Genomic DNA, 21,412 nt, shown 5'->3' with positions numbered 1-21,412 from the left:
GTATGGTTAAAGAGATTTACAAAGAACGCGTCAAAGTACTCACCGATCTTTGGAGCAAAATATTGCAAGATGAAAATTTAGCTAGGGGCGATGTTATTGAGCTACTTAAGGAGTCTTATGAGGAAAAAGGTATAAAACCTATAAGAGGTTTTAAAGCAGAAGATCTATATGAGAAAGAATTAATTAGCCTATATGTCGTAGGAAAAGACGGATTAGGACTATTTGATGATTATAGAGACGTTTTTAATAGACTCTTTAGTTTTGAAATAAACTATGATGATGCCCTAAAACTTATACTAGAAAATAAACCTTTAGACGCTTACGAAAAACTTGATAGAGACAAAGGCAATGTTGCGAAGTCTCTGAGGCTAGCATTTATTGAAACAGTGTTTTCATTTAAGCCCGAGGAAATCTTGTTTAATGCAATAAGGAATCTAAATAATACAGCTTTAGATGACTTAAAGCATACTGCAGTTAGCTTCTCAAGATTTTATACCGCTTTTAAAATAGCTGAAGGAATAGCAGAAAAAAGTATAAGAGATAAAATGTCATTAGAAGTTATGAAAAAAGTAATAGCTATAAACATTGGAATAAAATATCCTTTACCAAGGCAAGAATATATTAGTTTGATAGCTTCAGAAGTATTTAACATTAATCAAAAAATTCTAAAAAGAATATTTTCTTAGGGAATTATTTTTAAACCTAAACTTGTATTATAATTATTGATGCAGAATCTATCATCTACTCAGAGGGAAATACTTCTAGCATTAGTAGACCTATATAACAGATATAAAAGGATGATAAAAAGCAAAGAAGTTGCTGACGTTATTGGAAAGGATGAGGGAACAGTTAGAAACATAATTCTTAGCCTTAAAGTCTTAGGCTTAATAGAATCTAAACCGGGTCCTAATGGTGGTTACGTTCCTACCTTAAAAGCTTATGAGTCTATCAAAAATCCAATTATTACACCGGTATTTGATCAAATAAGTTTATATAAGGATGGACTAGAAACGGACATAAAAATTAGTAATATTGAACTTCTTGATATTACAAACCCTTCTGGGAATAAAGTGCTTTTAAGAGTAAACGGTGACTTAAGAAAATTAAAAGTGGGAGATTCTATAAAGATCGGTCCTATTCCCTACACTAGACTTGTAATAGAAGGAGTTGTTATACATATTGATGATACAAGAAAAGAATTAATCGCAGACGTAACCAGAATGATTAGTATACCAAAAGTTCAGATAAAAAGTTTGATTTCAAAGAAATTAGTAGCCCTAAAACCGGATATGACTTTAAAAGAAGCGTCTCAAATATTCTACAAGGAAGGAATCAGAGGAGCACCAGTACTTGACAATGAAGGAAAAACATTAGGAATCTTAACTACGGCTGATATAATCAAGGCTTTCTTTGAAGGAAAATATGATGCGAAAGTAAGTGATTACATGAAAACTAATGTTATTAGTATAAGAGACGAAGACGATATTTTAACTGCAATAAAGAAAATGTTAATATATAATGTGGGTAGACTTCTAGTATATAATCAAGATCAGAAAGTTATAGGAATAGTGACTAGAACTGATATACTTAAGACGATAGCGGGTTTAGAGGAGTTGATAACTCCTTGAGAAAAGAGAAAATTGGAATTCTCTTAGAAGACAATACAATTGTTTATGTTGAAAATGTATCTAAAAATGAAAATAGATTTGAAATTAACACAGAAGAATTTTATAAATACTTGCCAAAAATCAAAGCTATTATACATACTCACAAAGATTCTTGCGAGCCTAGTATCATTGATATAATAGGTATGATTTACTGGAATTTTCCATGGATTATAGTTAGTAACAACTGTGTGAAATCCTATAGAATATCAAATTTCAGTATATTTGAGATCGATATTAATTCCCTTATTCCTCAAGAATTCAATAACCTTATCATGCAACTTTCTCAGTAAGTCTCTTTTTTCTTCAGCTAACACAACATCAGAGTGCTCTTTCAAGATAATGTTATGAGCAAATGGACTAGGAATTTTATTAGGACCTATAACCTTTATATCTATCTCTCCTTCTCTCACTTTTTTAACTATCTCTATAGCTTTTTCTATATCCATATAATCTTCTAATATTTCTCTTATTGTTTCTTTCAATACTGGAAACCCTTCATATTCCTTGACTACATTTAGTAAAATCTCTGAATTAAGTTGTCTTCTATCAATACTGGTTTCCTTTCCCTTATAACGTCTTAAAAGCATAAAGGACCTTTCGGCGCAATGTCTGAATCTTTTCTTTATCATTTCTGTTCTTAATATAACTTTAGATAATATATCATACATTTCATCAGGGTCTAACTTATATAATACACCTTTAATGTCATAATCTATAATTTTAGGTATAGTTATAATAAAACCATTATCGGTAATAGATATTCTTACATCTAAATTTAATTCTTCACTAACTACGAAAGCTACTGCCCTAGATAATGCGTCAAGAGCTCTTCTACCATATAGAGCATGAAATATAAAATTTCTCCTATTCTCTTCATCATCGTATATTTCTATTAAAATTAATTTAGCAGTAGGAACAATACCATTTGTAAATAAGTACTCTTCTAATACATACTCATATATAGACCAAGCTGCATTTTTGCTAATTTCATATTCCTTTGCTATAATCTCAATAGCTTCTTTCTCATCAATACCTTTTTCAATCAAATTAGCCACAAAGCCCCTAAACTTTCCAACCTCTAATGCAGAATCGTAAGCTAAGGGAAGCATTTCTGAGAACCAACTTGGAACCGTTGGCTTTTGACCTTCAACACTTCTAACAATTGCTAGGTTACCTTCACTTCTAATAAACTCATAAGTCTTCCCTGATAATACAAATATGTCACCTGGAATTAGAATTTCAGCGAAGTCCTCTTCCAAATTGCCTACGTATTTTCCATCTTCTGTCTTTACTGCTATATTTGCTTCATCTGGAATAGTACCACTATTTAAAAAGAATATCATTCTGGATCCTCTTTTAGGCTTAATTACGTTATTTTCAACTCTAATCTTAGAGTAGACATTTTTAGCTTCTAGCTCATAACTACCTTGTAAATACGACAAGACAGAATCAAACTCTTTATAATCTAAGTTATGATAATTATAAGCCCTAGTTATAATTCTGAATAATTCTTCCTTGTTAATTGGAGTAATTAAAGAAGCAGCAACTATAAGCTGAGACAAAACATCTAAAGGCTTCATTGGGATATGAATCTTATCTATCTTTCTGTCCCTAGCCAACTTAGCTAAAACTGTACATTCTACTAAATCGTCCCTATCTACAACAACAATTCTACCTTTACTTATATTCCTTATATTATGCCCAGCTCTTCCAATTCTTTGTAGCAATCTACTTACACTTTTTGGGCTACTAAGAAGAATAACTAGATCAATGTATCCTATATCGATTCCTAACTCTAGGCTAGTAGATGATACGACTACCTTTAACTCTCCCCTTTTTAACTTTTCCTCTACTTCTAATCTTACATCCCTACTAAGACTACTGTGATGTGCTGCTACTAAATCACTGTCAAAAATCTTCTCGGTTTCAAAAATTTTCCTTAATTTATACGATACTCTTTCAGCCGCACTTCTTGTATTAGTGAAAATCAAAGTTGTTTTATGTTTTTTTATTTCTTCTACCAAGTATGAATATATTCCTTGACTTACTTCTTCTTCTGTTGCATGAACTAAATCTTTCACTGGCGAAATTACTCTAATATCTATAGGTTTTACAAATCGTGCGTCTACTATATTATATTCTCTATCTTTACCAACTAAGAACTTTGCTACCTCATCTAAAGGAGATACTGTAGCACTTAAGCCTATTCTTACTAACTCATTTTTTGCAACTAGGGCCTGATATAATTCTAACATACCCATCAAATAAGCTCCTCGTTTACTATTAGCCAATTCATGAATCTCATCAACTATAATCCATTTTGCATCACTAAGTTTCTCTCTAAATTTTGGGGAAACAAGGGAAATCCCAAACGATTCTGGAGTTGTAATCAGAATGTGAGGAGGATTTCGTAACATTTTTTGCTTTTCATAGGAAGAAGTATCACTAGTCCTTACAGCAATTCTTATTTCGGGTAAATCTGGGTTTTTCTCTTTTAGTTCTTGTAAAGGTTCGAATAGATTTCTTTTCATATCATTATTAAGAGCCCTTAAAGGGGATATGTAAATAGCATAAATTTTGTCTTCTAATTGATTCTTATATCCCAAATCTATTAATGTATCTAGTATTCCAAGAAATGCTGCGAGCGTCTTACCACTACCAGTAGGGCTAGATACCAAGACATTTTTATTCATCTTTATTAAGGGTATAGCACCACGCTGAGGAGGAGTAAAGGTCTTATATTTCTCTTTAAACCAACGTGCTACTTGAAACGTTAACATACTTAGTATTTCATCATCGGTAAAGTAATTTGTATAATTAATTTCCATCCAGATGTAGATAACTAGTTAGGCTATTAAAAAGATTTGTTCATAATTCCTTGTTAAAAGTTAATAAAGTATACAAGAAACCGGAAGAATAGTAGGCTAACCATAAAGAGGTAAAATAGTTATGGTGTAACAAATATATTATAACAGCAAGGGTATATATAATCCCTAGAAGCCCTATAATAATTATCGTCCTATATTGCTTGCTTATTTTATTTCCACCTTTTGGTGTAATAATATAGGTTTTTCTATTGCTTAATAAACCTTTTAGAAAATAATAGAATATAAATGGTGAGATTGCTACTGTAAATCCAGATACCCTACCTAACGAGAATATAGCGTCTCTTCTCCTAAAACCTAATTTTATGGCAACCTCATAAATTATATATGCATATAAACCTAATATAATGCCCCAAAATAGAAATAATGGAGTTTTTAAAGGATCATAATTAATAAAAGGAGCTAATACTACTAATATCACTGATCCTATAAATGTAAAGAGAATCGGAGTATATTGTAATAAATGAAATATCATATCTATTTTTTTTAGTAAGCCAACTTTCGCTGTTATTATATATCTTAACCTATTTCTAATAACTTCCCCAGTACCCATAGCCCATCTTGTTTGCTGAATATAGAATGAAAAGAAATTGTCAGGCACTTCAATATAAATTGGCACACCAGAAGAACATATTTTTTTATTTTTATTTATTAATCTTGTACCTATTTCTAGGTCATCTTGAATTATTTTATAGTCCCATCCTCCAACACTTTCTAATGCATCCCTTCTAAACAGTGTACCACTACCTACTGGGAAAACAGTTAAGTGAATCTTCTCTTTACCTTCAAAGAGAGCTTTACTAGCAAAAAAAGTAGAAGCCATTATGCCCTTAGCTAGTTTAGAATAAGTATTCTCTGAATACCCTACCCATTGTAGAGCTACAGCATCACAGTTATTAGTTATCATTCTAGAATAAGCTTTTACAAGTGCATCTTTCTGTAACCTGGAATCTACATCAATAGTTAATATTAACTCACCCTTAGACCTCTCATATCCATATAATAAAGCACCGCTCTTATAACCCAGCTTCTTTTCTCTTCTATATAAATATACTTTTAAACCTTCTGGAATAATAAGCTTGCTCTTTATTTCTTCAAAATATTCTTCTGTATCATCGGAAACAATAATTACTTCCATTTTGTCTTTATCCCATATTAATTCCGAGATATTTTTTATCAAGCCTTGAATAATAGATATTTTTTCGCCTTTTGTAGGAACAATAATAGATAAGAAGGGATAATTTTTAATTTCTATATGATCTGAATTAATAGTATTATTAGCAATCCTATACAAATACATTTGATACGTAACAAATAATGCTGGGTAAAGAAATATTAAAAACTGAAGTAACCAACTAATATTCATTAATCCCAATTTCTTCTTTAGCTATATAAAATTTATACTCGTGCCTAGTTGATTTTGGTGGAAATCTCAATCCTTTTAGAGCAATACTAATAACGTATTCTTTTTCTAAAGGAGGAATATATAATCCTTCTTTAAAATTTTTTATAATCTTATAACCATTTTTTATTAGAATTTGCTCTAACATATTTTGTCGCCAGTATAGTTTATAAAGCGAATTATCACACAAAATTTTAGTTCCTTTATCTGTTACACAATACTCTCCATTTACATTTAAGGATAACAGCAGTGGAGGGTAAATTAACCTATACCATGTATTTACAATTATATTACTACTCCTATAATCTACATAGTATACAGGAATTTTCCTTATTCCTAATTTTATAAAAGCATAATACCTATGATGACCGTCTAATATAAGATTAGTATTGGTATCTACTATTATAGGAACAATTTTTTGTTTTTTCTTTATATTTAAAACATTTTCTTCTACTATAGAGGGTATGATATCTTCATGAGGTAATAAATCCTTAGTGCTTACCCATTCGAGAGAAATATTCACAGCAATAATTTATTACACATTTATCGCATAAAGGTTTTTTTGCAGTGCAAGTTTTTCTTCCGTGAAGTATTATCAATTGATGTGCTTCTAGCAATTCATCTTCATTAAGTGATGAAATAAAGAAATTGGCAATTTCCTTATATTGTGGTTTTGACCCTAAAATACCTAGACGGCTCATAACTCTTTTTATATGTGTATCCACTGGGAAAAACTTACATTTAAAACAATTTACCAGAACAACATCAGCGGTTTTTTCACCAATTCCGTCTACAGTAAGAAATAATTCCCTTAATTTATCGCAAGGAAGTCTTGTAAGCTCATCTATTTTATTTCTTTTGAAAAATAATGCTATATTCTTTATATACCTTGCTTTTGAATTGGAAAGACCTACAATCTTGATAACTTCCTTAAGTTCATCTTCACTTATGCTTAAAATCTTATCAACCGTAACTCCAATTTTATTTTCAAGATTATTATATGCAACATATGTTGCTTTATCAGTAGAATTCTGTGAGAGAATTGTGGCAACAAATGTTTTAAACACATCACTTGTGTTTTTACACACATAGTATGCTACAAAATCCTTTGGGTCTATAGAATAAACATTAGATAATTTATTTAAAAGTTCTTTTGGGTTACACACTAGGTATATTTGCTATTTACCTTAAAAAGGTTTGAAATAAATGTGATAATTAATGTATGAGATAAAATTAGTGTTAGAAGCAATTAAGAAAGGACACGTTAATCCTGGTGAAGTTGTAGTTTATACTGGATTACCACGATATGAAGTATTAGCATTGTTTCATGTGCTAGAAGATTTAAAACTCATAGAGACTATCTACTCAAAGGGATCACATAAAGTATATAAACTTACAGAAAAAGGAAACGAGATACTTAACGCTTTAGAAAAAGGGCTAGAAATTGAGATTAATGTAAAAAAAGATATAAACCTTATCTAATATTATAGTAATAATAATTACCGTTCATTTCTATTATTAAAGTAGAATTTGTCAGAATTAAATTAGCACCAATTATTTTACTTAATGGTATAATTTCATTTGGTTTTATAACTATATTTATATGATATTCTTTGTTATTTATAATTAGTAAACTAATACTAATCTGACTTTTTCCATAGTTATAAAAATATATTTGAGCTGTACTATTTCCTAGATTTATTATAGATAATTGAGTAAGTGTAGCATTATTTAGTTTATTAAAATTTTGGCTTATGATCCCATTATTATTATCATATAATCCATTAAAATAGAAGAATAATGGTACTGCTAAACTTATGGTTATCATAGTAACAATTAGTGAAGAAAAAATTGACGAAATACCTTTCATTTTAAATCACTCTGTCTCACTAGCAAGCACATTGAGAACTATTGAGAATGGTTTGCCAGTTGAGGTTTTACCAAGAAATATTACGGTATAATAATTGCCTGGTTGTACGGATAAGCTAGAACTAGTTATTGGCATTATGTCCTGATAGGATTGGCCAGGATTTAATTCTATAGATACATTATTACTTGTATAGCCTAAAGAACCAGTATTGCTGGCTCCTCTTACTGTTATATTATATATAATAACTTGTATGTTGCCATTATTTGTTAAGGAAAATTGAAGATAGGATTCGCCAGTGGAAGGATTTACAATAATTTGAGCCTGAGCACCAACATTAACATTTTGAGTTAGATTACTAAACATTCCGTTTGCATATGCATATAACAATGCCCCTAAAGCTATAGTTATTGCTAATACTATTACAGTTCCTAATATTGATGAAATCCCTTTAGTTCTTCTCATATTGTTCCCCATATAACTATAGGCTATTAAAAGACGGGTGGCAAAAACGAAAGTATTAGTAAGACTACTACAAGAAGCAAAATTGCTGGGAAATATAATAATGTGAATCTAGATAATTTAGAGAATAAAATTACTGAACCAACACTATAAGCCGCTATTATATCTATTGCTGGAAGTGTGCTACTTACTATCTTATTTAAAGTACCAAATGCTAACCATAACATTATTGGAGTTAATATTATCATAGCATCATACAGTCTAAGTTGTCTAATTAGAGATTGTTTAGCATATACTATTTCATTGATTGCATTAGCTAATTCCTCTAAAGCTACCGAAGAGGAACCAGATTTTGATATAATAAATAAAACTTTCATACTCATATTAAATAGTTTTGATGGTGTTGAGATCTCATTGGATTGTCTTAAGATCTCACTTAAAACTTTATTTACTTTAGATGAGTTAATTTTTATTCTAGGTATTGCATTCTGTATAGTATATCCCAGTCTTAGATACTCTGCTATTTCCTTAAGTAATAATGGCAATGATTTCTCTAATTCATTAGCTAATTGTATTTGTTGATATATGAAGAAACTTACAAATAAGAGTACTGAAAAAATTATTATCAATCTAAATGCTATTTGTACAGGAATAAATATAGCTATCGGAATTATTATAAGCGAATAAATATACTTATTATGTTTAATATTATAATCAACTCCCGGTTGAATGGTCGAAATTACAAAAATTAGTGGGGGAATAAAGAGTAAAGGAAGAAGAAGTTCAGTAATTGATGTTTTAAAAGTAAATGCGAATCCGAGCAATACAATAGGAAGCAATAACAGTAAAGCAAACTGAATTTCTGCTAGTTCGGCGGATTTATCAATATAGGTCTTATATGATTCTTTTAACTCATACATTACATCTTTTAGTACATCCCTTAATCGATCCTTAATAGTTACACCTAGATTTAAAGCAGCAAGATAATTGTCATATAATTTCCCTAACAAATCTCCGCGGTGCAAATTAGCCCTCTTTTCTAACGCCTTAATGTATGAAAACCCCATATATTCTATCATTTTATTAAGAAACGTGTACTCAATTCTGGGTATTTTTAACTCTTTAACTTCTGATAGCTCCTTAAAAGTATATAATAAACTTTTATCTACAATTGAATTAATATAGACTATTATAGTGGTAAAAGGAGCTTCTAAGTTTACAGTTTTCTTATATTCTTCTCTTCTAGACCAAGTATAAACCAAAGGATAAGTATATGCTATTAATCCAGTTGGTATATCAAGAAATATTAAGAATCTTAATAAAAACATTCCTAGTATAGTTATTGCTATTAGTAATAAAATAAATATTTTTAATAGATAATGATACTTACTACAGATTTTGTTATAATCATCGCCATAATATTCAATATACTCCTTAATTTTCTGATTAAAAACATTACATGGAGAAATTTTATTGAGCTTATTGAGCAACATTCTTAGCACTAACCTCACCTACTTCATAAAACTTTCTTATTTTGTAAGAAACATCAACAAAATCAATAACTTTCTCGTTTTTTAAAGTAGTAAGGAAATTCATCCTTCTTTCTATTTCTTGTCTTATCTCTTCAATGGATAACCCATAAACTCTACTAATCCATTTTAGTCTATATGATCTCTTTGATAAAGAATTTATATCTAGAGGAATAAATTCATTTTTTATAAACGACCATTCAATTACTTTTTTAAATTTAATTTTATTTTTATCTATTAAAGTCTCATATATTCCGATTATACTACGAATACTTTTGTTTCCTTCTTTTCTTCTACTTACTATTATGAAGGACCATATAGTTTGCAAAAAAAGTTTAGACAAATCAGAAGATAGTAAATCAGTTATTCTAGTAATAGCGTCTATAGGTCTTGAACCATGAAAAGTAGTTAAAGAACCATGGCCAGATGCTGCAGCATGAATTAGAGCTTCTATCTCTTTTCCTCTAACTTCTCCAACCACTAAATAATCGGGCCTATATCGTAGAGCTAATTTAGCTAAATCACTTAAAGTTACATCATAGTTACCTGCCAAAGTTGATCTACTTATAAACCTAACCCAATTGTCACTGGTTATATTTATTTCTGGAGTGTCTTCAATTGTTAAAATCTTATAACTTGGATTAATTAAATTAAGAATAGCTGTTAAGAGAGAAGTCTTACCAGAACCAGTAGGTCCCAAGATCATTATAAATGGTTTATATTTCATTATGAACCATAAATAAGATGCTATTAGCTCATTTAACATACCATTAATGATCATCTGGATAATACTGAGAGGTTTAGACGGAAATTTACGTATATCAAATGTAGAACCAGGTAATGATATTTCACTGCCTAAAGTAGCAGCTACTCTATGTCCTTCTGGGAGTGAAAACTCAACATAAGGTTTAGCTATATTAATACTTTTATTGGCCTTATTTGCCATTTTCTCAATAATTTTTATAATATCATCCTCGTTTTTTGGAATTATATTCGTGAAAAGTCTAATACATTCCGAAAAAGATCTGTGAATGACAGTTATAGGATAACCAAAACCTCTACATTCAATTTCTTCAATTTCTTGATCTAACATTAATGGAGTTATATTATCATATAGCATGCTTTTTTTAACATGATAGAGAATTTTTTCAATTACATCATCCTTAAATCCTTTATCTTTTAACTTACTAATTACAAAATCTTCTATGTTTTTTAAATTAGTATACATAATTTCAGATAATATGGAATTCTTTATTTCTTCTTCGTATTCTGTTAGTTGTGGTTCTTCAACAATGTATTTACAAATTCCATTATCATCACGTAATATTCTTATTTTAGCTGGACCTACATAGTACTCATGAAGAATAGTTGTCATATTATTTAGGTAAATAAAAAAGAACTCTGAGCAAAGTGAAAATATTATAAAAGACCAAAAGTAGCTAGCTCTTCTTTTAATTTTACCGCACTAACCAATGAATAAATTATAGATTTTCTAAATAGATCTTGAAGTTCATATTTTGTTTCCCATTTTATATCATTTGAGTAATAAATTTTTATATTTAAAGAAGAATAAGCAGGATCTAATTCAAAAATATATTCGCCACCATTACTTGTTTGAATTTGAGTACCATAAATTACTGTAATTGGTATTCTTAAAGCTGTATCCACATTTATGTATAGCTTATTATTAAGTATTTTAGCACTTATATTTCTAATAGGGTTAGGAATTCCATAAACTATATAAATCCTCTTGTAACCAGTTTTAGAGATTTCTATTATCTGCTTTCCCTCTCTAACTTCAATTTCTTTACCTTCAATTATTACCTTATCTCTTGCTTTAGCTATTATAACATTTTCATAATCTAATGGAAACTCGAATATCTTTATCCATTCAAAAAGACTGTCACTAGATTTTTCTATTACCTTTCTTACTGTATTTTCAATAATTTCTTCTCTGTGATAATTTTTATTTTCCTTTACAATTTTGATAGGTATAAGAAATTCTTTTGTAGTTTCAATATACCCTTTACGTTCTACTTGTAGCACTACTAATTCTTCGTTATTGTCAAATTTTACTAATGGTATAGAAATAAACATTTCTCCTTGTGTATCTTTTATGTTAAATTTATACTCTTTTTCGTGCACTTTTATTTTAATATACTTCTCTGTTCTACTTGGAATTTTATATTTTATATTTAGCCTTAATATACTATTATAAAATTCTGGAGAGCCTTTTATTCTACCATTAACAGCCTTAATTAATTCAGCATTAACTAATGAGATATCTAAATTTTCCGAAATAACCTCTAAATTCTTACTATATTTAAATAATTCATTTTCTAATGTTATAGTCGAAGTTACTTGAGTTAACCTATAAGGCTCAACATATAATAGCCTGTAATTACTTTCACTCTTTTTCTCTATTTCAATAAGCTCCTTACCTAATTTTATATCCCACATGTCAGAAACTTTTATTATTGCTGGAGATGACAAGGTGTTATTAGAATTTATTACTTCTATCAAATCTTTCTCAATAGGTTCTATAAGATATAACTTATGAGAATTTGATAAAACAAATAAATATTTTCTATTAGCTATAATACTTTTAACGTTTTGAAGATCAAATAGCTTCTTAAGTTCACCAGTATAAACAGATGTTTGAAGATCAGTTATAATTACGAAATTATAATTTACAAAGCTAGCTGTAATATTTGATATATTAGAAATATAAGACCATCCTCCTTTATAGTAATTTTTTACTTTTTCTCCACACGCGATAATTATACCAGAAGAAGACTCTCCTATTAAATAGGCCTCTGAAGTACATATGCCTAAAAGGTCATATTCTTGTTCAGAAATTATCTTCCCGGCAACAGATTGATATATATCTCCCAGACTTGTTTTACCAAGATAAAAAGCTGGTTTGTTCATTCTCTCTTTTTTCCCAGAATTATCAATTAATACAGAATGATCTTCATATACTATAGATATAAATGAGGGATAAATCCTATATTTAATGGGCTTCTCTAAATCTATTAACTTTCCGTTAACAATTACTTCAATTTTATTTTTATTTTCTAGCACATAAAAAGAATATTTGTGCTTATAATCAATATATTTTTCGTTATTAAATATAATATATTTATTTTTTCTTAAAATAGGATAAACTTCTTCTCCTAATAGCACAAAATCTAAAGCTTGAGGATCAGAATAGACTATTTTTTCATTGTTATCTTCATCAATATGTATAACGGAAAAATTTCTTTTTATTACCCAATATCCCTTAATATTAATACCATTTTCACTTAATGAGATTTCTGGTGTAACTATCGCGTTTGAAGAAAGTCTAATCGTTTCACCATTAGTATAAAACCAATAATTTAAATCATTTGGCAAATTAATAGAAAATTGCGACACTATCTGTGGTATCATTGAAAATAGATTTAATAAAAATTACACTGAGTAGTTTGAAAATACTCTAAGAGATTAAGTAAAAGTATTATAACGAATTATGTTGACTTACGTTAAAAGTAAACATAAGAAAATAATCATATGAAGGCAATCTATATGCAGTTATCTTTACTCCTACTATCCCTTATATTATTCCTTGCAAATATACCATACCCAGTAGAATTAGCAATTGCAATACCAACTTTAGTAAGAATGTTTAGAATATCAAAGAAAATTAAAGCAAAGAAAGCTTAACCTCATTACATAGTCCTTTTTCTCTACAAAGCTTGAAGAAACACTCTATTGCTTCACGTCCTTTTAACCCTAATTCCTTTGAGGTACTTTCTACTTCACCCTCATTTACCATTAATGATGCAGAATCACGTATAATAACCTTTAATTTTAGTAATTCATCATCACTTAATCTTACACTCCCTAACACTGAAAGAACTATTGGTACCTTACCACAGTATTTTACCCACTCATTATATAGGTCAAGATCCCCATCATTATAATTAATTACTGAGTTATAATTAGAAAAAGCAGGCATAATATTACTATTAATCAAGATTTTTGCTAGATAAAACTCTGTGGAATTTGTGCCACTGACTAATAATTTTAATATTTTGTCCTCTTTTATTCTCTTTATAAAAAGTTTCTCCGTTACATTACTTCCATTCGTTAGGATTTTAATATCTTTAACAAGAGTTAAAACAGGAAGAGGTATAAAAAGCAGATCAAAATTATTAAGATTGAATTTTATCTCGTCTTCCTTTATTTTAGCTACTTCAAAATCATATCCTCTATTATTTATCCTACCGTTTAATAAAGGAAGTAGTGGTTTTAATTCTTCATCCTTTGAATACGCTAACTTTACTTTCACAACAAATTGTATATTTTTGGGAAATTTAATTTATCCCATCATGAATAGTCTAATATTAGGAGCTGGATATGCAGGAATTAATGCGTACCATATACTCAAAACTAATTTAATAGCGGAAAAGGAAGAATTTGTATTTTATACTGCATATTTAAGAAATTTGATTAACAATAAGCCATTTTCAAAGAAACTCACTTTTGTTAAAAGAGAGAAAGTAATAGATATAGATCTTAAAAGCAAATGGGTAAAGACTGATAAATATGAATATAGCCCAGATAATCTTATTGTCGCATTAGGATGCAATAAAAACGACATATTAATTAAGATAAATGAAATAAAAAGAAAAGATAAACTACGTATTACATCTGAGGATCCTTCAAATGATTATCTAGCAATTCAATTAGCTTTTTATTTTAAAAATTTAGGAAAAGATGTAAAATATTATGGTAACTACTTGCAGTATCTTGGAGAAAAAGTTAGCTCTACAATAAAATATTATATGGAAAAATATGGGATTAAAGAAACAGAAAAGCCAGAAGATGTAATTCCCTCATGTAAACCTCCTCATCCGTTTAGTTCATTTCTTAAAGTAAATGAGTATCTTCAATATGAAAATTCATTTGTTATAGGTGATCTTATTCAAGGATATCCAAAGTTAGGCGAACTTGCTATGAGAACTGGAATTTATGTAGCAAATTATATTCTAGGCAAAATCAATAGTCCATTCAGACCTATATTCATAACTATTATTGATACTGGAAAAGAAGGAATACATATAAGATCAGATAAATTATGGAATGGAAAGATAGAAGTAGTGAAAGTTTCAAAGATGAGACAGTTAATGAAAAGATTCATTGAAAGATATTATTTAATTAGAAATGGAAAAATGGGCTTTTTATATCATTTATGAGTACCCAGGGACCTTGGGGGGTCAGGGGGATCATCATTCCTTATCATGAGGTCCCTGGGTACCCCATATTATTTTAAGTGGGTTAGGGGTATAAGTAGTTTTGCCATTGGGTATTTCTTTCTATATTTTAATAGAAATGTTTATGGTAACACTCTATTACCTTAATAAGTGTTACTAAGACCAAGATATCTAATGTGAAACTACAATTAGGTAAGCCAGATGTCATTATCAACCCATTCGACGAATTTATTACGGCTTTAACGATTGCAGGAGCCTCTGAAAATACAATAAGATTATATTCAATAGCAATATCTGATTTTCTTAGTTATATAAGAAAAGATCCAAGGACTGTTACCGCCTATGATTTAAATAATTGGATTAGAAATATTCTAAGTAGAGAAACAAAATCTAAAAATGAAAATGAGATAGAAAAAAGAAGAAAAAAATCAGTGACTGCAAGGCATTATATAATAGCAGTATTAAGATTCTTAAAGTGGTTAGGAGTAGATGTAAAACCAACTATACCTAGAATTAGAAGAAAAGAAATTAGAGCTTTATCAGAAGAAGAAATAATTAAGATAAAAGAAAATGTGAAAAAACTAAAAGACAGACTACTAATTCAACTTTTATTAGATACAGGATTACGTTCTAAAGAATTACTTTCTATTAAAAAATCCGATATAAACATAGAAAGAAGATATATAATTGTTAGAAATACAAAGAATGGTGAGGAAAGAATTGTATTTTTCACAGAAGAAACAGCTAGGTTATTAAAGAGTTATTTGAGGAACATAGAAGATAATGGAATACTTTTCAACATGACTTATCATGCTTTATATCGGAAACTTAAAAGATTAGGCAAAAAATTAGGGATTGATTTAAGACCACATATTTTGAGACATACATTTGCTACACAAGCTATAAGAAAAGGAATGCCATTACCAGTAGTTCAAAAATTGTTGGGGCATAAGGATATCAGAACAACACAAATATATACTCATTTAGTAACAGAAGACTTACAGGAAATTTATAAGAAAATATTTGGTTAAGCTTTCCCAAGGAATCTCCATTTTATCATTTCATACACGTATTCAGCAAGATCTTTTACACTATTAAACGAGGCTGTTTGTAAATGAAGATACTCAAATTTTGCTTGGTTATTCAGCATATAATTCTGCAATTCTTTTACTACTGGTTTTTTCAATATATCATTCAGTTTTTCAATAGCTAAATTACCTACAATCTTTCCATTTATATCATCTGGATAAGGCAAATCGCCGTTGGGATAAATGGAAATAGCGTAGCTAACAACTCTTTTTATTCTTGTCTTACCAATTAATGCATTAATAAATCCCCATGAATTATTAATTGTTGCACCGTACTTTCTCTTTAGATCTGACATAACTTCATATAATTCTACTGGATCTGGAGATAATTTCACTTTAGATTCTGGGTAATCTATTGCAGGTAATATTACTATTTTATAATTGCATTCCCTAACTTTCTTGACTTTTTCCTCTAACTTATGTAAATTATATCTAGTTACAACAGTTTGTACATTTACTTTAAGACCATATTGTCTGAATTTACAAAGATTTTCAAGAGCTTTTACGTTCCAATGATATTCATCTATGGAATAATGAAGAAAATCTATCCTATCTGCTAACTTTACTAAAAAATCTTCATCATTTAACCTGTATCCATTAGTAGTTAACATGACATAGAAGGAGCCATCATGAGCATATTCTAACAATTCTAGGATATCGTTACGTAATGTTGGTTCTCCTCCTTCAAAAGATAATACAACAATAGATGAGTCTCTCAAATTATCAATAATCCTCTTTATAATTTCAGTACTTCCTTCACCTAATTTACCAGAATAATAATCCGGTGAACAGAATGTACAATGAAGATTACACCTCGACGTGACTTTAAACGTTGCATATGCTGGATTGAAGGGATCTTTTAGTATTTGAGTTTTAATAAACCACTTAAAGGCTTTAAGATCTCTATTCAATTTTCAAAAACCTCCTAACATGTTTTAAATATTCTTCGGCATTCTCGGAAATTAATTTTATTTCTTCCTCACTAACCTTTCTTATTACCTTTGCTGGCACTCCAACTGCAATACTGTAAGGAGGTATCTTCGTGCCTTGAGTTACGACAGCACCAGCACCAATAATAGAATACTCTCCTACTTCTGAGCCATTTAAAAGTATAGCACCCATACCTATAATAACATTAGAAGAAATTTTAGCGCCATGGACTACAGCATTATGTCCTATACTCACTCTATCTCCTATAATGACTTTATATCCAATGTCCGTGTGAATTGTTGAATTCTCTTGAATATTTGTTTCTCTTCCAATTTCAATAGAATCATTATCACCTCTTACAACAACATAATGCCATAAACTAGAAAACTCTCCTATACTTACATCTCCTATTACATAAGCTGTAGGATGAATATATACTTTGTCAGCAATTTTAGGTTTCTTACCTAAATATTCTTCTATTACCATCATTTTCTCTTAATTAATTTGGCTATAAAAAATCCTGTCATATCATGAATATTGGGATGAAATCTAATAATATCTTCAACTTCAAATCTTTCATCATCAATTACTTTCTCATTTTCCCATGTAGTTACTGTACAAGTAGAATAAACTAATATGCCATTTTTCTTCAGAATCTTATATGCAGAATTAATAAATTGTCTCTGATAATTATGAAAATTAATAATATCTTCTTTAGTTTTCCTGTCATAAACCTTTGGTCTTATACCTAGAGCTGAACAAGGCGGATCAATAATTACTTTATCTACATCCCTCAATCCAAAATCCTCATAAAGATACCTAGAATCTGCTAAATAAACTTCTATATTCATTTTCATCTTTTTTACTTTTTCTCTTAACTCATCTACTTTTTTCCTGGTATGATCAAAACCAATAACCTTACTCCTAGGTTCAAGTTGATATATATGAGTTAATTTCCCTCCAGGATAAGCCGTCATATCAATAATTTTTTCATTAGGTTTGGGGTCAAGCAAGTGAGCAACATACATTGAAGCCTTTCCTTGTAAGATTAGTGAGCCATCTTTAACATACTCTAAATCAGCAAACTTAGGAGCTGAATACAATGGGTTTAAAACTCTAACAACTAAATTGCCTTTATTTACTAATTCCCCTTCACCTACTATTACACCGTTCTCACTAACAACGTTAACATACTTACCATTTCCAAGTACTTTCTTTATTCCTGGGCGATATACATCAGCACCCATAATCACACTTTCAGCAGTATGTTTATCTACAATTACCTTTGTCTCATGCTCTTCAATTTTATTTGGTCCCTTTAGCTTCACAAAAAGAGCTTCTTCAAAATCTTCATCCCTTTCAAGAAAATTTAATTCAGCTAAGATTTTCTCTACATTAATCTTCAAAGTATTTACTCTAACATAAAGCCTACTATTAGGAACTAAAATAGATCTCAAAAAATCATTAATAAATCCTTTATAAACGTTCTTTAAATCTTCCATCACAAATTCATCATAATTTAATCTTTCAACCATAAGACTTTTGCACCCTCATTATTAGGCTCTGTAACAAAACCACCAAAATATGAAACTAACTCTTCTCCTTCCCTTCTGCTTCTTACAAAAGTATATACTGCTGGACCAAAAGAAGAAATACCTGAATAATATCCCTTTTGATACAACTGTTTCATAAGCATTTTTACCTCTTCGGTTTGAAGACTAACTTCTAACTTTTTAAATCCTAAATTCTGAATCAAACCTATAGCTTCTAGTGCTTCTTCCAAATCATTTTCAATCACAGCTGGAATAAGTTTCATAAATATTATTCTAGTTAATGTATCAATGCCCTCTACTTTAGCATTCTTAAATATTTCAAGCTCACTTTTACCGTATATTTTTCTTCCTTCTTTAGGTATATTTACGTAAATGTACCATGGAAAATCATACCTTGCAATTAAAGGAGGAGGAGAAACAGTAGAGTAATCCGAGGGTAAAATTTCTTTCTTTATTTTCTTAGAATGACCTCCATCTACAATAAAACCACCATGTTTAAATGCATAAACCCCAACACCAGAAGTACCACCACGCTTCACCAATTTAGCTAATTCTACCACATCTATATTCTTTAAGTTATACTCAGCACCTAATTTTGCTACTGATAATAGAAATTGGGTAGTATGTCCTAAACCTACATGTTCTTCAAAATCTTCTTCTATACAATAATCTGGTATTGTAAACGGTAGAGTTATATCTGGTTTAATACAATTACCAGTTCTTAAGACAATTCTAGGATATTTTAATGCCACACCTATACCTCCATCAAGTCTGCCAAATTTACCTTCTAAGTCAATAAGAGTTATATGAATTCTTGATAACCCAATAATTTTTATCATACAAAACACTTCATATATGAGAGACTTATGAGCTTAGCCAGATTAGTGTATGAGTGGAGTAAAAAAACTCCTAGTAAGACTTTTTTAATAAGTGAAGATAAAAATTTAACTTATGAGCAAGCGGTACAGGAGATAGCAAAAATAGCATCTAACATCTCGCCGGGTAGCACAGTAGTGCATATAATGTTCAATACAGTAGAATCCATTCTGGCTTATTTAGCTATATTGTGGGCTGGAGGAAAAATTGTTGCAGTCGATCCATTAACTTCTGCAGAAGACTTAAAGTTTATATTAGAAGACTCTAAACCAGATTTAGTCTTCACAGACCATGACGTATATGAAAGAGAAAAAAATATACTAAAGGATTATAAAACAGTAGTTGAAGTACCTAGAAAAAATGTATTCTCTTCACCTTATGAATATAGAGAAGATGAAGTAGGATTAATATACTATTATGCTGGAATAGCTGGAAGAACAATGCAAGTTTTACATAGTGCAGAAAGAATGGAATTGAATTCTTTGTCTCTATATAGAGCAACTAAGTTAAAAGAAGTTAAAAGCATTTTAACAGTACCAATTGCTCATGTTCTCGGTAATAGCGTTTTAGGTGTAACTTTAGAAGCAGGTGGAGCAATGTACATAGTAAAAAAATTTGAACCGAAAAGTGTAGCTAGTGTGATAGAGAAATATTCTATTAACTATCTTTCAACGGTCCCAATGGTATACGATTCCTTAAACACAATAGATGCTAATCTTTCAAGCTTAGAATTATGTGTAAGTAGTGCAGCTCCTTTGTTCCCTAATACCGTAAATACATTTTTCAATAAATTTGGTAAAAAGATAGTTCAACAATACGGATTTACTGAAGGATTTGTACTTACTTTTCAACCATTAGAATATGCAGATGTAATTAGCGTAGGAAAACCGTTACCAGAAGTCGAGGTAAAGATTGTTAAAGATGATGGAAAAGAGGCAAAAACTGGTGAAGTAGGAGAATTATGGGTAAAGGCACCATGGTTAATGCTAGGATATAAAGACATAGAAGAAACAAATAAAGTATTTTCTAATGGATGGTTAAAAACTGGAGACCTAATGAGTATGGATGATAAGGGATTACTATATTTCAGAGGGATTAAAAAAAGAATGCTAAAGTATAAAGGCTATCCTATATTTCCAAGAGACTTAGAGGAAATATTAAAGACTCATCCTAATGTAATAGATGCTAAAGTAATTGGAGAAGATGCTGGTCAACTAGGACAGCAACCTATAGCAATGGTCGTGGTAAAAGAGAAAAAAGATGGTATTGAAGAAGAGCTTCTGAATTATGTTAACACAAAGGTAGCATTTTATAAGAAGTTGAAGAAAGTATATATAGTGGATAAAATTGAGTGAGATTGACACATTAGTTAGAGAAATAGCCAAAAGATTAGAAGAAAAAGCCGAAAAAATATTAAAAAAGGAGGAAGCTACTATAACTATAACTGATAGTAACATAGACGACATATTAACAAAAAATAGAGTAGTGTTTGTAGATTGCTGGGCACCCTGGTGTGCTCCTTGTCATATCTACGAACCAATATTTAACAAAATGGCCGAGAAGTATAAGGATAAGATAGTATTTGGAAGACTTAACGTTGACGAAAATCCAAAAACAGCAGATAAATATGGTGTCATGAATATACCAACTACCCTGATCTTTCTTAACGGTAATCTAGTAGATCAAATAGTAGGAGCCGTAGATGAGACAACACTAGAAGAATATATTAAAAAATATTTGGTATGAAGAGTTTTCTTTAACTTTATACCACTTAATCAATTATTTTTTATAATGCATTTTTAAGCAAAATTTTACATTTGCATAATCTGTAATTAAGAATTATATATAAACTTCTGAACAGTTTTTATATCTAACACTAATAATCTTTTTAAACA

At 29.7% G+C, this 21,412-nt stretch carries 22 protein-coding genes; 8 read left to right on the top strand and 14 right to left on the bottom strand.

The genetic code is table 11. The features are described from left to right. Positions 1-2: 2 nt before the first annotated feature. Positions 3-686 carry a DUF2192 domain-containing protein gene (locus tag D1869_RS07900; RefSeq protein WP_052846962.1) on the top strand — a complete coding sequence of 228 codons (684 nt, stop codon included), beginning with the start codon at positions 3-5 and terminating at the stop codon, positions 684-686. Between the two features lie 39 nt (positions 687-725). Then, positions 726-1,628 carry a CBS domain-containing protein gene (locus tag D1869_RS07895; RefSeq protein ID WP_156014625.1) on the top strand — a complete coding sequence of 301 codons (903 nt, stop codon included), beginning with the start codon at positions 726-728 and terminating at the stop codon, positions 1,626-1,628. Positions 1,629-1,873: 245 nt separating this feature from the next. On the opposite strand, the gene D1869_RS07890 is transcribed toward D1869_RS07895, so the two are convergent. From D1869_RS07890 to D1869_RS07875, 4 genes are read right to left on the bottom strand one after another with little or no spacing between them, the layout of a single operon-like run. Then, positions 1,874-4,489 (bottom strand): ATP-dependent helicase, encoded by a 2,616-nt coding sequence (locus tag D1869_RS07890; RefSeq protein ID WP_184650940.1) that lies wholly within the window; start codon positions 4,487-4,489, stop codon positions 1,874-1,876. A 46-nt stretch (positions 4,490-4,535) separates the two neighbouring features. Next, on the bottom strand, positions 4,536-5,918 hold the full coding sequence (locus D1869_RS07885; RefSeq protein ID WP_184650925.1) for a glycosyltransferase family 2 protein: 1,383 nt from the start codon (positions 5,916-5,918) through the stop codon (positions 4,536-4,538). Beyond that, entirely contained in the window at positions 5,908-6,477 is a 570-nt protein-coding gene (locus D1869_RS07880) for a ParB N-terminal domain-containing protein (RefSeq protein ID WP_010979447.1), read from the bottom strand. Before D1869_RS07880 ends, D1869_RS07885 begins: the two co-directional genes overlap by 11 nt. Further along, positions 6,446-7,120: an endonuclease III domain-containing protein gene (locus D1869_RS07875; RefSeq protein ID WP_156014622.1), complete on the bottom strand. Its 675-nt coding sequence runs from the start codon at positions 7,118-7,120 to the stop codon at positions 6,446-6,448. The genes D1869_RS07880 and D1869_RS07875 overlap by 32 nt, the downstream gene beginning before the upstream one ends. Before the next feature lie 52 nt (positions 7,121-7,172). Here D1869_RS07875 and D1869_RS07870 point away from each other — a divergent pair, with 52 nt between their 5' ends. Further along, positions 7,173-7,436, top strand: coding sequence for an SSO5209 family protein (locus tag D1869_RS07870; RefSeq protein ID WP_052846562.1), 264 nt, complete (start codon positions 7,173-7,175; stop codon positions 7,434-7,436). On the opposite strand, the gene upsB is transcribed toward D1869_RS07870, so the two are convergent. From upsB to upsX, 5 genes are read right to left on the bottom strand one after another with little or no spacing between them, the layout of a single operon-like run. After that, positions 7,429-7,824 carry a pilin subunit UpsB gene (gene upsB / locus D1869_RS07865; protein ID WP_010979445.1) on the bottom strand — a complete coding sequence of 132 codons (396 nt, stop codon included), beginning with the start codon at positions 7,822-7,824 and terminating at the stop codon, positions 7,429-7,431. The genes D1869_RS07870 and upsB overlap by 8 nt on opposite strands. Before the next feature lie 6 nt (positions 7,825-7,830). Continuing rightward, positions 7,831-8,286 (bottom strand): pilin subunit UpsA, encoded by a 456-nt coding sequence (gene upsA, locus D1869_RS07860; protein ID WP_231113578.1) that lies wholly within the window; start codon positions 8,284-8,286, stop codon positions 7,831-7,833. Positions 8,287-8,312: 26 nt separating this feature from the next. Further along, positions 8,313-9,776: a membrane pilin protein UpsF gene (upsF, locus tag D1869_RS07855; RefSeq protein ID WP_231113577.1), complete on the bottom strand. Its 1,464-nt coding sequence runs from the start codon at positions 9,774-9,776 to the stop codon at positions 8,313-8,315. Beyond that, on the bottom strand, positions 9,763-11,187 hold the full coding sequence (locus D1869_RS07850; protein ID WP_156014620.1) for a type II/IV secretion system ATPase subunit: 1,425 nt from the start codon (positions 11,185-11,187) through the stop codon (positions 9,763-9,765). The genes upsF and D1869_RS07850 overlap by 14 nt, the downstream gene beginning before the upstream one ends. Positions 11,188-11,231: 44 nt before the next feature. After that, positions 11,232-13,229 (bottom strand): protein UpsX, encoded by a 1,998-nt coding sequence (upsX, locus tag D1869_RS07845; protein ID WP_156014619.1) that lies wholly within the window; start codon positions 13,227-13,229, stop codon positions 11,232-11,234. Positions 13,230-13,364: 135 nt separating this feature from the next. Between upsX and D1869_RS07840 the strand changes: the two genes are divergently transcribed. Then, the gene (locus tag D1869_RS07840) at positions 13,365-13,517 is read left to right on the top strand and encodes a hypothetical protein (RefSeq protein ID WP_156014618.1); all 153 of its coding nucleotides are present in this window, start codon (positions 13,365-13,367) and stop codon (positions 13,515-13,517) included. Here D1869_RS07840 and D1869_RS07835 read toward each other — a convergent pair. Beyond that, the gene (locus D1869_RS07835) at positions 13,498-14,145 is read right to left on the bottom strand and encodes a hypothetical protein (RefSeq protein ID WP_156014617.1); all 648 of its coding nucleotides are present in this window, start codon (positions 14,143-14,145) and stop codon (positions 13,498-13,500) included. The genes D1869_RS07840 and D1869_RS07835 overlap by 20 nt on opposite strands. A gap of 40 nt (positions 14,146-14,185) precedes the next feature. Here D1869_RS07835 and D1869_RS07830 point away from each other — a divergent pair, with 40 nt between their 5' ends. Beyond that, on the top strand, positions 14,186-15,052 hold the full coding sequence (locus D1869_RS07830; protein WP_156014616.1) for an NAD(P)/FAD-dependent oxidoreductase: 867 nt from the start codon (positions 14,186-14,188) through the stop codon (positions 15,050-15,052). 194 nt (positions 15,053-15,246) lie between these two features. Next, a complete protein-coding gene (gene xerA / locus D1869_RS07825) occupies positions 15,247-16,101 on the top strand; it encodes a site-specific tyrosine recombinase/integron integrase (protein WP_156014615.1) in 855 nt (284 codons plus the stop codon). Here the strand turns inward: xerA and D1869_RS07820 are convergent. The 4 genes from D1869_RS07820 to D1869_RS07805 are packed head-to-tail and all read right to left on the bottom strand — an operon-like array spanning position 16,098 to position 19,480. Next, a complete protein-coding gene (locus tag D1869_RS07820) occupies positions 16,098-17,069 on the bottom strand; it encodes a radical SAM protein (protein ID WP_052846559.1) in 972 nt (323 codons plus the stop codon). The two genes, xerA and D1869_RS07820, sit on opposite strands and share 4 nt — an antisense overlap. Next, complete coding sequence (locus D1869_RS07815) at positions 17,062-17,574, bottom strand: gamma carbonic anhydrase family protein (RefSeq protein WP_156014614.1); 513 nt, start codon at positions 17,572-17,574, stop codon at positions 17,062-17,064. The genes D1869_RS07820 and D1869_RS07815 overlap by 8 nt, the downstream gene beginning before the upstream one ends. Further along, positions 17,574-18,623, bottom strand: coding sequence for a methyltransferase domain-containing protein (locus tag D1869_RS07810; RefSeq protein ID WP_156014613.1), 1,050 nt, complete (start codon positions 18,621-18,623; stop codon positions 17,574-17,576). The genes D1869_RS07815 and D1869_RS07810 overlap by 1 nt, the downstream gene beginning before the upstream one ends. Then, the gene (locus tag D1869_RS07805) at positions 18,608-19,480 is read right to left on the bottom strand and encodes a beta-ribofuranosylaminobenzene 5'-phosphate synthase family protein (RefSeq protein WP_156014612.1); all 873 of its coding nucleotides are present in this window, start codon (positions 19,478-19,480) and stop codon (positions 18,608-18,610) included. The genes D1869_RS07810 and D1869_RS07805 overlap by 16 nt, the downstream gene beginning before the upstream one ends. 27 nt (positions 19,481-19,507) lie before the next feature. Between D1869_RS07805 and D1869_RS07800 the strand changes: the two genes are divergently transcribed. Together D1869_RS07800 and trxA are read left to right on the top strand one after the other, a co-directional pair. Beyond that, positions 19,508-20,872 carry a class I adenylate-forming enzyme family protein gene (locus D1869_RS07800; RefSeq protein ID WP_156014611.1) on the top strand — a complete coding sequence of 455 codons (1,365 nt, stop codon included), beginning with the start codon at positions 19,508-19,510 and terminating at the stop codon, positions 20,870-20,872. Continuing rightward, positions 20,865-21,263, top strand: coding sequence for a thioredoxin (trxA, locus tag D1869_RS07795; RefSeq protein ID WP_156014610.1), 399 nt, complete (start codon positions 20,865-20,867; stop codon positions 21,261-21,263). Before D1869_RS07800 ends, trxA begins: the two co-directional genes overlap by 8 nt. The last annotated feature ends 149 nt before the right edge of the window (positions 21,264-21,412 follow it).

It is taken from the genome of Sulfurisphaera ohwakuensis, assembly GCF_009729055.1.
Taxonomy (GTDB): domain Archaea; phylum Thermoproteota; class Thermoprotei_A; order Sulfolobales; family Sulfolobaceae; genus Sulfurisphaera; species Sulfurisphaera ohwakuensis.
This window is presented reverse-complemented; position numbering and strand designations above follow the sequence as displayed.

Coding starts and splice junctions, on each gene's coding strand:
- D1869_RS07840 (WP_156014618.1), top strand. CDS start 13,365: ATGAAGGCAATCTATATGCAGTTATCTTTACTCCTACTATCCCTTATA.
- D1869_RS07805 (WP_156014612.1), bottom strand. CDS start 19,480: ATGATAAAAATTATTGGGTTATCAAGAATTCATATAACTCTTATTGAC.
- upsB (WP_010979445.1), bottom strand. CDS start 7,824: ATGAAAGGTATTTCGTCAATTTTTTCTTCACTAATTGTTACTATGATA.
- D1869_RS07900 (WP_052846962.1), top strand. CDS start 3: ATGGTTAAAGAGATTTACAAAGAACGCGTCAAAGTACTCACCGATCTT.
- D1869_RS07850 (WP_156014620.1), bottom strand. CDS start 11,187: ATGACAACTATTCTTCATGAGTACTATGTAGGTCCAGCTAAAATAAGA.
- D1869_RS07895 (WP_156014625.1), top strand. CDS start 726: ATGCAGAATCTATCATCTACTCAGAGGGAAATACTTCTAGCATTAGTA.
- D1869_RS07800 (WP_156014611.1), top strand. CDS start 19,508: ATGAGCTTAGCCAGATTAGTGTATGAGTGGAGTAAAAAAACTCCTAGT.
- upsA (WP_231113578.1), bottom strand. CDS start 8,286: ATGAGAAGAACTAAAGGGATTTCATCAATATTAGGAACTGTAATAGTA.
- D1869_RS07815 (WP_156014614.1), bottom strand. CDS start 17,574: ATGGTAATAGAAGAATATTTAGGTAAGAAACCTAAAATTGCTGACAAA.
- D1869_RS07830 (WP_156014616.1), top strand. CDS start 14,186: ATGAATAGTCTAATATTAGGAGCTGGATATGCAGGAATTAATGCGTAC.
- upsF (WP_231113577.1), bottom strand. CDS start 9,776: ATGTTGCTCAATAAGCTCAATAAAATTTCTCCATGTAATGTTTTTAAT.
- D1869_RS07810 (WP_156014613.1), bottom strand. CDS start 18,623: ATGGTTGAAAGATTAAATTATGATGAATTTGTGATGGAAGATTTAAAG.
- D1869_RS07885 (WP_184650925.1), bottom strand. CDS start 5,918: ATGAATATTAGTTGGTTACTTCAGTTTTTAATATTTCTTTACCCAGCA.
- D1869_RS07870 (WP_052846562.1), top strand. CDS start 7,173: ATGTATGAGATAAAATTAGTGTTAGAAGCAATTAAGAAAGGACACGTT.